This window comes from Streptomyces sp. NPDC005775, from assembly GCF_042871565.1.
GTDB lineage: Bacteria > Actinomycetota > Actinomycetes > Streptomycetales > Streptomycetaceae > Streptomyces.
Genome location: NZ_JBIAIU010000010.1, coordinates 268,197 through 280,997, shown reverse-complemented (window position 1 = coordinate 280,997; position 12,801 = coordinate 268,197). Strand labels below are relative to the sequence as shown.

Here is a 12,801-nt window from a genome sequence, read left to right as displayed (position 1 = left end):
GTGCGTTGGCGGACCGCCCCGTACGGGCAGGCCGGGAATCCCTCCCGCCGGCCCCGTCGGGACGGTCCCCGGACCCGGCACCAGGACCGGTCCCGGGGTGAGGGACAATGAACGCTCTGCCAGGGCGGGTTGATCGCAGAGGGGACGCATGTCGGAGGCTGAGCAGGCACGGGAGCCCCAACGGGACAAGGACGGACGTCTTCTCGCGGGGCGGTACCGGCTCGGAGAGGTGCTCGGCCGGGGTGGGATGGGCACGGTCCACCGCGCCGTCGACGAGACGCTGGGCCGCACGGTCGCGGTCAAGGAACTGCGGTTCCCCTCAGCCATCGACGACGACGAGAAGCGCCGGCTCATCACGCGCACCCTGCGCGAGGCGAAGGCGATCGCCCGGATCCGCAACAACGGCGCGGTCACCGTCTACGACGTGGTCGACGAGGACGACCGGCCGTGGATCGTCATGGAACTCATCGAGGGCAAGTCGCTGGCCGAGGCGGTGCGCGAGGACGGCGTCCTGACGCCGAGACGGGCGGCCGAGGTCGGCCTCGCCATCCTCGACGTGCTGCGCTCGGCGCACCGCGAAGGCATCCTGCACCGCGACGTGAAGCCGTCCAACGTGCTGATCGCCGAGGACGGCCGGGTCGTGCTGACCGACTTCGGCATCGCCCAGGTCGAGGGCGACCCGTCGGTCACCTCGACCGGCATGCTCGTCGGCGCCCCCTCGTACATCTCGCCGGAGCGGGCCCGCGGCCACAAGCCCGGCCCGCCCGCGGACCTGTGGTCGCTCGGCGGACTGCTGTACGCGAGCGTCGAGGGCTGCCCGCCGTACGACAAGGGGTCGGCTATCGCCACCCTGACCGCCGTGATGACCGAGCCGCTGGACCCGCCGAAGAACGCGGGCCCGCTGGAGGAGGTCATCTACGGGCTGCTCGCCCGGGACCCCGAGCAGCGGCTCGACGACGCGGGCGCGCGCGCCCTGCTCAACCATGTGATCGACGCCCCGGAGGAGCCGGCGGTTCCGGTTCCGCCGCCTGCGGACGCCACCCAGGTGATGGCGCTCCCCAAGAACGTGGCCGACGCCCCGCCCAGGGCGCCGCAGAAGTCCGGCGAGACGGGCGAGGGCACCCGCGACCGGCTGCGCGGGGCGCTGCGCTCCGCGCGGAACGCGAAGTCGGCACCCGCCGCTGCCGCAGCCGCCGCCGTGGCCTCCGTTCCGGCCCGGCCCGTCACGGCACCCAAGACGGCCACGGCCTCCCCTTCGGGCGCCGTGCCGCCGCCGCGTCCGTCCACCTCACCGGTCAGCCCTCCCCGCGCGTCTCTGACGGACGTGGTGCCGCGCCGCACGCTGGCGATCATCGCCGCCGTCATCGTGCTCGCCGTGCTGGGCACGGTCCTCGCCCTCACGCTCGGCGGGGACGACCAGGGCTCCGGCAACGCGGGCAAGGCCAAGGACGGCACGTCCGCCTCGGCCGGAACCTCCGCGGGCAGCGGCTCCGGAGGTTCCGGCGGCTCCGCCGACACCGAGCAGGGCAGCGGCAAGGAGCAGGACAAGGACGAGCAGGGGAAGGACGACGGCCGGGGCGCGAGCGACGACTCGGGCAAGGGGTCGGACGACGCGCAGGGCGACAAGAAGGATGGCGCCGTGCCCGCCGGCTACAAGGTGGTGAAGAACGAGCAGTTCCACTTCTCCATGGCGATGCCCGAGGGCTTCCGCTTCGACAAGACGGCGGGCGCCAACTCCGGTGCCATCTACAACGTCAGCGGCGGTTTCCCCCGCATCCAGGTCGACTACACCGACTCGCCCGGCGGCGACGCCGCGGCAGCCTGGAACGCGGCCAGGGCCGCCGTCGCGGGCACCAGCAACGGCTACCACCACCTCGGCATAAACAAGGTCCAGTACAACGGCTACCCGACCGTCGCCGACTGGCAGTTCGAGCGCACGCAGCAGGGCCAGCGGGTCCGGGTGCTCAACCGGGGCTTCAAGGTCGACGGCGGTCACGGGTACGCGATCATGATCAGCTGCAAGGCCGACGCGTGGGACGGCGCGGAGTGCCGGGCGATGCGCAAGACGGCGTTCGACACGTTCAAGCCGCTCGGCTGAGGGAAGCCGCCCGGCCGGGTTGCGCCGACCCTGCCGCGCGGCCGCCTCCTGCCACGTATTGTGAGAGTTCGAAGACCGTGCGCAGCCGAAGACACCGGGCAATCGCACAGTAAGTGACCGCAATTGACGGTTTCGTGCGGTCAACGTGACCGGGGGACAGCGCGCTCTGGGGAGGCGTCGTGGACGACTATGCGGGTCGGGTACTTGCCGACCGCTACCGCCTTCCGCTGCCCCCGTCCGATGCGTACGAGCTGGTCGAGACCCGGGCGTTCGACACGTACAGCGGCCAGGAGGTGCTGGTCCGTCAGGTGCCGTTGCCGGAAGTCGTGGACGCCGAGGTGCTCGACGCGGACGGCCTGCCGACGGCGGCGCGGCGGGCCGGTGGGCGCACGGTGCGGCGGTCCACCGACCCGGCGGTGCGGCGCGCCATCGAGGCCGCCCAGGCCGCGGCCCAGGTGCCCGACCACCCCCGCTTGGACCAGGTCTTCGACGTGTTCGCCGAGGCGGGCTCGCTCTGGATCGTGAGCGAACTGGTCGCGGCCCGGCCGCTGGCGGCCCTGCTCGCGGAGCGCCCGCTCAATCCGTACCGGGCCGCCGAGATCGGCTCCGACGTCCTCACCGCGCTGCGCGTCCTGCACGCCCACGGCTGGACCCACCGCAACATCACCGTGCGCACGGTGCTCATCTGCGACGACGGACGCGTCGTGCTGACCGGCCTGGCGGCCGGGGCGGCCGAGGAGGCGCTCTGCGGGTACGTGCCCGTGCCGCGCGCCGACGACGACGGCGAGGCCGAGGACGGCTACGGCGGCCCCGCGGTGGAGTCGGGCGGCGCCGACCCGTACGGCCCGCCGGGGACGACGGAACCGGGCGGCCCCGACCCGTACGGCCCGCCCGCCGTCGAGCCGGGGCGCGATGACCCGTACCGCCGGCCCGCCGTCGAGGCCGCGCACGACGATCCGTACGGCCCGCCCGAGGTGCCCGGCTCCCGTGGGGCCGCGGCCATCGAGTCAGGGGCCGGGGGTGGTCCCGCGCAGCCCTACGGGGCGGGTGAGCCGGACTCCACGCGCCGGCCGTCGCCGCCCGCCTCCGTGCCGGTCCCCGCCTCCGAGGCCGCCGGCAGCGCTCAGGCGCGGGCCGCGCGGGCGGGTGCCATCGCCGCGTACCGTGCGGGCGCCCGCGCAGCCGCCCGCGTCGGCGAGGAGGAGCGCAGGGCCGGTGCGGACGGGGCCGAGGACACCGGCGTCCTCCCGGTCCAGCGCCCCGCGAACCCGCGGCAGCCCCTCGGCCTGCCCGGCGCCCCGGAGGCGTACGGCCAGGAGGCGTACGACGACGAGGATCTCTATGACGACGAGGACCCGTACGACGACGAGGACGACGGTGGCCCGCCGCCCCGCCGGCTCCATCTGACCGGTTCATGGGACGACGGTCCCGGCCGTGGGCGCCCGGTGCCCGCCGGTGGCTCCAACGAGGACGCCCTGCGCGCCGACTCCCGGCGCCGGGGCGCCACCCCGGAGGGCCACGCGCACCTGCCGGCCACCACCAGGGACACCTCCCCGGGCCGCTGGGACGAGATCGTCGCCGGAAGCCGCGAGCCGTCCGCCTACCGCGGCCCCGCCACCCCCCTCGCCGCCGAGCGCGCCCGCCAGGCCCGGATCGCCGTCGTCGGCGCGGTCACCGAACGCTGGGCACCCGAGCAGGCCGGACCGGTCCACGAGAACTGGCAGCTGGCACCGCCCATCGGCCCCTCCACCGACCTCTGGGCGCTGGGCGCGCTGCTCTACCGCGCCGTCCAGGGCCACGCCCCGTACCCGGAGGAGAACGCCGCCGAACTCGTCCAGATGGTCTGCGGCGAACCGCCCGCCTTCGCCGAGGAGTGCGGCGCTCTGCGTCCCGTCGTCGAGTCGCTGCTGCGTCAGGACCCCACCGAGCGTCCGGACTTCGAGGAACTGCGCGGCTGGCTGCGCTCCCTCGTGCGGTCGGCGCCCGAGCCGGAGGCCGGTCTCGACGTCGTGCCGCTGCCGGCCGCGGACGCCACCCGGCTGCCCGTCGTACGCCGCCGCGGCGAGCTCGTCCGCAAGCGCCGAGGCCGCCGGGGCGGGGCGGCCCACGGCCGGCACCGCCACACCAGGGAACGGCTGGAACCCGCGCAGCGGTCCACGCTCCAGCCGCGTGAGCCCAGGAGCCCCAGGCCGCCCCGCGAGCCCAAGGGGCCCAAGGCGCTGCGCACCCCGCCCCGCCCGCACCAGGACGGGGAACGCGCACCGCGCCGGCTCGGCCGGCTGCTGCTCGTCCTGATCCTGCTGCTCCTGGTCGCGGCGATCGTGTACGCCGTGATGTTCATGCCCAAGTCCGGTACGGAGTCCGGGGCCGGCGCCAGTCCCTCCCGTACCGCGTCCACAGCACCCGAGCCGGGCGGGCAGGACACGGGCGAGCCGTCCCCCTCGCGCTCCTCCGGCGCACAGCAGCCGCAGACCAGCCGTTCCGCCGTCGCGCTCGCACCCGGCTACACCCTGCGCAAGGACGCCGAGGGCTTCGAGGTCGGGGCGCCCAAGGGCTGGCAGCGCAGCCCGGCCAACGCGGACCGTCAGATCCGTTACGGCAGCGACGGCTTCAGCCTCCTCGTCGTCCCGGGCCGCGACACCGTGAAGGCGAACGGGGCCGATCCGCTCGACTACCAGCGCAACAAGGAACCGGAGTTGCAGCAGTTCCGCGACTCCAGCTGGGCGTCGGCGAGCGGACTGCGCCGGATCGACGTCGGCCGACAGGCCATGGCGGAGGGCCAGTTCACCTGGCAGGACGCCGGCGGCCGCGAGGTCTACGTGCGCAACCTCGTGATGATCGTCGAGGGCCGCTACCACATACTCCAGGTCATCGGCCCGGAGGACCAGCGCGACAAGGTGACCGAAATCTACCAACAGGCCACTGCCTCCTACCGCGTGACGTAGCGAAGACAACGCGTGAGAACGGCGTGCGGTCCCGAAGCGACAAGCATCACAGTGCGATCTCGTGAGCGGTGCGAGGTTCCGTGGCCGTACTTCCCCTCCGTAACCTGTCATCCGAAGGAACGGGGCGGGGACACGTGGATCGATCGCAGGGCACGGAAGAGGGACTGCTGCTGGCCGGGAGGTACCGGCTGGGCGAAGTCCTGGGGCGCGGCGGCATGGGCAAGGTCTGGCGGGCCCATGACGAGGTGCTGCACCGCACCGTCGCCGTCAAGGAGCTGACCGCTGGGCTGTACGTCGCCGAGGCGGACCGGGTCGTGCTGCACGCGCGTACCCAGAAAGAGGCGCGGGCCGCCGCCCGCATCACGCACCCCGGTGTGGTCACCGTCCATGACGTGATCGAGTACGACAACCGGCCCTGGATCGTCATGCAGTACGTCGACGGCCCGTCACTCGCCGACCAGGCCAAGGAGTCCGGCGAGATCGATCCCCGCGAGGCGGCCAGGATCGGACTGCACGTGCTGGGTGCCCTGCGCGCCGCGCACGGTGCCGGGGTGCTGCACCGCGACGTGAAGCCGGGCAACGTGCTGCTCGCCCGGGACGGCCGGGTGCTGCTCACCGACTTCGGCATCGCGGCGATAGAGGGCGACTCGACCATCACCAGGACCGGTGAACTGGTCGGCTCCATCGACTACCTGGCACCCGAGCGGGTCCGCGGCGGCGATCCGGGCCCCGCGTCCGACCTGTGGTCGCTGGGCGCCACGCTGTACACCGCGGTCGAGGGACGCTCGCCGTTCCGCCGCACCTCGCCCATCTCCACGATGCAGGCCGTCGTCACCGAAGAACCGCCCGCGCCCGAACGGGCCGGCGCGCTGGCCCACGTCATCACCGCGCTGCTCCGCAAGGAACCCGAGGACCGGCCGTCGGCCGAGGAGACGGAGCGGATGCTGCTGGAGGCCATGGAGGGGCGCGCGCCCCGGTCGGCCCAGGCGTACGTCCCCACCCAGCGGGTTCCTGAGGAGGCCCTGCACGCGATGGGCCCCGGCGGCACCTCCGGTGGCGGGATGCCGAGCGGCGGCACGGCCCAGTTCCCCTACCCCGGGCCCCTCCCCGTCCCCGGATCCGCACCGGTGACCCGGCGCGGTCGCGGCCGCTGGCGCACCACGGTCGTGGTCATCGCGGTGGCGGCCCTGGTGGGCGGCGGCGCCGGCATCGCCGCGATGATGTACGGGAACCGCACGGACACGGGCGGCGGCAGCGGCGGTACGGCCTCGCACGGCACCCGGTCGCCGGGCCCGGTCACCACCGGCCCGACAGCCACTCCCACGCCCACTCCGACTCCCACGACCGAGTCGGACCCGGTGAAGGACGGCGTACCGGACGGCTGGCGGCGGGTGGAGGACCCGTCAGGGTTCAGCATCCTCATGCCGATCGGCTGGGAGCGCCGGGTGGAGGGCACCAACATCGACTACACCCCGGACGGCGGTGTGCACTACCTCCGCGTCAGCGTGGACCCGGCGCCCGACTTCGAGCACCCGTACACGCACATGCAGAACCTGGAGACGAGCCTGCGCGAGCGGCTGCCGGAGTACCGGAGCGTGGAGATGAACTCCAACGTCTACCGGGACTGCCCCGGATCCATCTGGGAGTTCACCTGGACCGAGAAGGACGGCTCGCAACGGCACGCCATCGACCAGATGTACTACGCGCAGGAGGGCGGCCCCGAGTACGCGCTGTACATGACGGGACCGGAGGCCGACTGGGACATCACCCGGGACCGGTTCAACACGATGCTGCGCAGCTGGCGCGCGCCGGTCGATTCCAACTGAGCCCGGCCTGCTCCGGCGGGGTCTGTCGCGCCGGTGACTCCGAGGGAGATACCCCCTGATCAGCGGTTATGCCGCCAGTGATCACTGGCTGGATTGCCCGCTCACCGCCGAGGGCTGTTGTGGGGAGTGTGAAAAGCTGTTACCCACGGGTACCCAAAGCATCCGGCTCGACGTACTCTCGCCCTCATGACGGACTCGCAGGCCCCTGTAGCCCCCACCGGCTCGAACCCCGTGGCCGCCACGCCCGCGGGCGTGCGCACGGCCGCCGACGTCGTGACGCCCGAGGTGATCGCCCAGCTGACCCGTGGTGTCGTCGGCTCCGGCCGTACGGCCAACCACACACCCTTCACCGGCGAGAAGCTGGCCGACCTGCCCGAGTCCACCCCCGAGGACGTGGCGACCGCCTTCGAGCGCGCCCGTGCCGCCCAGCCCGCCTGGGCCGCGCTGTCCGTGCGCGCCAGGGCCGCCGTGCTGCTGCGCTTCCACGACCTCGTCCTCGACCGCCAGTCGGAGGTCCTCGACCTCATCCAGCTGGAGACCGGCAAGGCCCGGCTGCACGCCCACGAGGAGGTGCTGGCGGTCTCCGTCGCCGCCCGGCACTACGGCCGCAGGGCGCACGCCTATCTGAAGCCGAAGCGGCACACCGGTGTCGTACCGACCCTCACCAAGGTGACCGAGCTGCGCCAGCCGCGCGGTGTCATCGGCCAGATCGCGCCGTGGAACTACCCGCTCGAACTGTCCGTCGGCGACGCGCTGCCCGCGTTCGTCTCCGGCAACGCCGTGGTGATGAAGCCCGACACGGAGACCGCGCTGACCGCGCTGTGGGCCCGTGACCTCCTCATCGAGGCCGGACTGCCGCCCGAGGTCTTCCAGGTGGTCATCGGAGAGGGCCCCGTCGTCGGCCCCGAGGTCGTCAAGCACGCCGACTACGTCTCCTTCACCGGCTCCACCCGCACCGGCCGCGAGGTCGCCCAGGGCGCCGCGGCCCGGCTCGTCGGCGTCTCGCTGGAACTCGGCGGCAAGAACGCCATGCTCGTCCTCGAGGACGCCGACGTGGAGAAGGCCGCCGCAGGCGCCGTCCGCGCCTGCTTCTCCTCCGCCGGCCAGCTCTGCATCTCCATCGAGCGGCTGTACGTCCACGAGTCCGTCGCCGACGACTTCGTGGCCCGGTTCGCCGCCCGTACGAAGGCGATGCGGCTCGGCACCTCCCTCGCGTACGGCGCCGACATGGGCTCGCTCGTCGGCGAGCGCCAGTTGGAGACCGTGAGCCGGCACGTCGCGGAGGCGGTCGAGAAGGGCGCCAAGCTGGTGGCCGGCGGCGTCGCCCGGCCCGACATCGGCCCGCTGTTCTACGAGCCGACCATCCTCGACGGCGTCGAGGCGCCGATGGCCGTCTGCACCGAGGAGACCTTCGGCCCGGTCGTCTCCGTCTACCGCTTCAGTGACGAGGACGAGGTCATCGCCCTCGCCAACGCCACCCCGTACGGCCTCAACTCGAGCGTCTGGACCAAGGACGGCCGCCGCGGCCACCGGGTCGCCGCCCGGCTGCGGACCGGCACGGTCAACATCAACGAGGGGTACGCCCCCGCGTACGGCAGCGTGCAGTCCCCGATGGGCGGCATGAAGGACTCCGGACTCGGCCGCCGTCACGGCTCCGAGGGCATCCTCAAGTACACCGAGGCCCAGACCGTCGCCCAGCAGCGGCTGATCCCGCTCGCCCCGTCCTTCGGCATGGACGACGCGAAGTACGCGGCGTTCATGAGCCGCAGCCTCAAGGCGATGAAGGCCTTCCGCCTGCGCTGACCCCCGCCCCACCGCAGCATTCCTGTCCTTTTCGTACCGAGGAGAGCCATGTCCCAGGACAGCCCTGCCCAGAATCAGGCCGGACCGGCCGGCTTGGCCGATGACGACGCCGCGTACGACTACGACGTGCTGATCGTCGGCTCGGGCTTCGGCGGCGCGGTGTCGGCGCTGCGGCTGTCCGAGAAGGGGTACCGGGTCGGCGTCCTGGAAGCGGGCCGCCGCTTCACCCCCGGCACGTTGCCCAAGAACTCCTGGGACCTGAAGAACTACCTCTGGGCCCCCGCCCTCGGCCTCTTCGGCATCCAGCGCGTGCACCTGCTCGGCAGCGTGATGGTGCTGGCCGGTGCGGGTGTCGGCGGCGGCTCGCTCAACTACGCCAACACGCTGTACGTGCCCCCGGCGCCGTTCTTCGAGGACGGTCAGTGGGCGCACATCACCGACTGGCAGGACGAACTTAAGCCGTACTACGACCAGGCCACCCGGATGCTCGGGGTCAGGCTCAACCCGACGATGACCCCCTCCGACGTCCATCTGAAGGCGACCGCCGAGGCGATGGGCGTCGGTGACACCTTCCACCTCGCCCCGGTCGGCGTCTTCTTCGGCGACGGCAAGGACGCCGACGGGACGGCGAGGGCGAAGCCCGGCGGCACCGTCGCCGACCCGTACTTCGGCGGCGCGGGCCCGGCCCGCAAGGCCTGCACCGAGTGCGGCGAGTGCATGACCGGCTGCCGGCACGGCGCGAAGAACACCCTCAACGAGAACTACCTCCACCTCGCCGAGAAGGCCGGAGCCGTCATCCACCCGATGACGTCCGTCGTCGGGATCACGGACCACCCGGAGGGCGGCTACCGCGTCTCCACCGTGCCGACCGACCGGCGCGGGAAGGCGAAGCCCACCCCGCTGCGCGCACGGAAGGTGGTCGTCGCGGCCGGCACGTACGGCACCCAGACCCTGCTGCACACCATGAAGGACCGGGGACTGCTGCCGCGGATATCGGCCCGCCTCGGCGAGCTGACCCGGACCAACTCGGAAGGCCTCGTCGGCGCGCAGACCTCCGAGCGCCGCTACCGCAAGAAGCACGGCACCAAGCCCGACTTCACCAAGGGCGTCGCCATCACCTCGTCGATCCACCCCGACGGGAACACCCACATCGAACCGGTCCGCTACGGCAAGGGGTCGAACGCGATGGGCGGCCTGACCATCCTCCAGGTCCCCTACAGCACCCACCGGGTGCTGGCCTGGCTCGGCAACATCACCAAGCACCCGACGCTCGCCTTGCGTTCGCTCTCCAACCGGCGCTGGTCGGAGCGGACCATCATCGGGCTCGTCATGCAGTCACTGGACAACTCCCTGACCGCGTACCGCAAGCCCCGCGGCATCGGGAAGGGACTGCTCACCGCCCGCCAGGGCCACGGCGCCCCCAACCCGACGCAGATCGCCGAGGCGACGCAGAGCGCGTCGCTGCTCGCCGAGGAGATCAACGGTTTCCCGGGCTCCAACATCGGCGAGCTGGTGGGCACCCCGCTCACCGCCCACTTCCTCGGCGGCTGCGCGATCGGCGCGAGTGCCGAGGAGGGCGTCATCGACCCGTATCACCGGCTGTTCGGCCACCCGGGCATCTCGGTCGTCGACGGTTCGGCGGTCTCCGCCAACCTCGGCGTCAACCCGTCGCTGACCATCACCGCGCAGGCGGAGCGGGCCATGTCGTTCTGGCCCAACAAGGGCGAGCGTGACCCCCGCCCGGCGCAGGGCGAGGCGTACGAGCGGCTGGCGGCGGTCGAGCCGCAGGCGCCGGCCGTCCCGAAGGAGGCGTTCGGCGCGCTGAGGCTGCCGTTCCTGGGGATGCCGGTGGTACCGCCGAAGACAACGGCCTGAGCCTTCGGGCGGGAGACAGCAGAAGGGGCTGCACCCCCCTCCGAGTGCAGCCCCTCACGCTCTACCGGTGAAGCCGCGTTACGGATGTGACCGGTGGTTCCGCATGCATGACCTGCCGGGCCGCCGGATGGTTGTCCCCGGACGCACATAATCCTTATGTGACGCCGCTCACATTCCCCTCGCCGCCTCCGCCCTGACGTGCTCAATCCGTGACCTGGACCCGCGCAACTGTTCGTACGGTCCCGGGGTCGAACTCGTATCGCTGCCACGGCAGCCGCACGGTTTCCACCGACCCCCCCAGAAGGTCCCGCGATGAGAAGCACGACCCCGAGAGCCGCCCTGCGCCGCGCCGCGGGCACTCTCGCCGCCGCCGGCCTGCTGGCCGCCGGATCGCTCGCGCTGAGCGCCCCGGCCCGCGCCGCCGGTCCGGTCATGGGCTTCGGCGGCCCGGCCGAGACCGCGCTGTACCCGTACCCGGCGAGCGGCGGACCGCGGCAGGCCTCCGTGGCGATCACCGTCGACAACCTGTCCCGGGACGAGGCGCACGGCCGCTTCGAGGGCGCGTACACCGTGACCTTCGACCTCGGCGGGATCGCGGGCGTCGCCGACGCCGCCTTCGACGCGGAGGGCGGCGCGGAGTGCGAGATCACCGGCACGACCGGCGTCTGCCGCGGCGCGGGCCTCGCGCCCGGGACGAACCCGCTGCCCGAGCTCCGCGTCAGCGCCGCCGCGGGCAGCGAGGAGGGGGACTCCGGAACGATCCGGATCACCGGCACCGCGAGCGGCGCGACCTTCGCCCCGTTCACCACCCGGGTCGGGATCGGCGGCCCCGACCTGGTGATGGAGCGGGCCCCGCTGGAGCAGGAGCTCCGGCCGGGCCGGACCCAGCCGTTCCCGCTCGCCTTCGCCAACCACGGCACCCGCGCCGCCGACGGTGTCGTGCTCACGCTCATGTACACGCGCGGCATCGAGTTCACCGAACGGTACGAGAACTGCGTGTACAGCGAGGACGACGCCGGACAGGGCGTCCCCGTGTGGACCACCGCGCTCTGCTCCGTCGAGGGCAGCTACGAGGCGGGCGCCGTCTACGAGCTGGCCGAACCCCTGGTGCTCCGGGCCACCCCGCGCGCCTACCGCGACACCCTCGTCTACCGCATCAACGAGGCCGGGCCGGCGCCACGCGGCGCCGAGGGGGCGCCCGGAGCGCGGTCCGCCCCGGGCGCCAGGGGGAACGTGCTCACGCTCAAGGAGGCCCCGGCCGTCCGCTCCAGCGACCTCGACCCCCGGGACAACCAGCAGGAGATCGACTTCCGTACCGCGAACACCGCCGACTTCGCCGCGTACGGGGACACGGCGGCCGGCCGGCCGGGCAGCACGGTCGGCGCCGACATCGGCTTCCGCAACGACGGACCGGCCTGGATCGGCGACCTGCGCTCGGGCGAACCCGTCGCCACGGTCGACTTCACCGTCCCCGAGGGCGCCTCGGTCACCGCATGGCCCACCGGCTGCCGGGGCGTGGCGGCCGACGGGGAGTACCGCGAGGAGCAGGCGGGCGCACCGCGCTACGTGTGCGACACGTCGATGGCCGTCCGTGAGGACGCCGACCTCGCGCTGCACTTCGACCTGAAGATCGTCGAGGCCGTGACGGGGGCCTCCGGGGTGGTCGAGGTACGGAACACACGGTCGCGGGACCCGCTGCTGCCGTTCGACCCGGACCGGAGCAACAACACCGCCTCCCTCGTCCTGAACGCACCCGGCACCGGAGACCCGGACGCCGCCGCGTCGGGATCCACATCGGGCTCGGCCGGCGGCAGTGGCGACGGCGGCAGCGGTGGCGGTACGGCGGACGGCGGCTCCGCCTCGACCGGCTCCGCCTCGACCGGCTCCACGTCGGCCGGCTCCGGCTCCACGGGGAGCAGCGGCCCGGCGCCTCAGAAATCCGGCACCGGCGGGCGTCTCGCCGCCACCGGGACCGGCGCCGCGTCGGCGGCGGGCGCCGCGGCGGCGCTGCTGCTGGCGGGCGGCCTGCTGTACTGGGCGACCGGACGACGAGCGACCCGGTAGCCGCGCCCCCGCCGGCAGGTGCGCCGGGCCTCGGACAGAGATGCGGCCGCCCCCTGGCGTCCCAGGAGGCGGCCGTATCGAGTGACCGGGCTGCTGTCCCCTGCCGACCGGTCACGCACGCCGGTGCGCGGTCCCACGGCGTACGTGCAGTACGCCACACGCCCCGGCGGAGCCACGCGTGGTTCTCTTT

General features: G+C 73.2%; 6 protein-coding genes. All 6 read left to right on the top strand.

Annotated features, from left to right (window positions below; translation table 11 throughout):
- The first annotated feature begins 148 nt into the window (after positions 1 to 148).
- The 6 genes from ACFYPA_RS23870 (at position 149) to ACFYPA_RS23845 (ending at position 12,611) form a co-directional block, all read left to right on the top strand.
- Entirely contained in the window at positions 149 to 2,098 is a 1,950-nt protein-coding gene (locus tag ACFYPA_RS23870) for a serine/threonine-protein kinase (protein WP_389134074.1), read from the top strand.
- A gap of 179 nt (positions 2,099 to 2,277) precedes the next feature.
- Positions 2,278 to 5,043: a protein kinase gene (locus ACFYPA_RS23865; protein WP_389134071.1), complete on the top strand. Its 2,766-nt coding sequence runs from the start codon at positions 2,278 to 2,280 to the stop codon at positions 5,041 to 5,043.
- Between the two features lie 134 nt (positions 5,044 to 5,177).
- Entirely contained in the window at positions 5,178 to 6,869 is a 1,692-nt protein-coding gene (locus tag ACFYPA_RS23860; protein WP_389134069.1) for a serine/threonine-protein kinase, read from the top strand.
- 186 nt (positions 6,870 to 7,055) lie between these two features.
- Positions 7,056 to 8,672, top strand: a complete 1,617-nt coding sequence (locus tag ACFYPA_RS23855; protein WP_359078442.1) for a succinic semialdehyde dehydrogenase — start codon at positions 7,056 to 7,058, stop codon at positions 8,670 to 8,672.
- A 48-nt stretch (positions 8,673 to 8,720) separates the two neighbouring features.
- Positions 8,721 to 10,547 (top strand): GMC oxidoreductase, encoded by a 1,827-nt coding sequence (locus ACFYPA_RS23850; protein ID WP_389134067.1) that lies wholly within the window; start codon positions 8,721 to 8,723, stop codon positions 10,545 to 10,547.
- Positions 10,548 to 10,859: 312 nt separating this feature from the next.
- Positions 10,860 to 12,611 carry a peptidase gene (locus tag ACFYPA_RS23845; protein ID WP_389134064.1) on the top strand — a complete coding sequence of 584 codons (1,752 nt, stop codon included), beginning with the start codon at positions 10,860 to 10,862 and terminating at the stop codon, positions 12,609 to 12,611.
- Positions 12,612 to 12,801 lie beyond the last annotated feature (190 nt).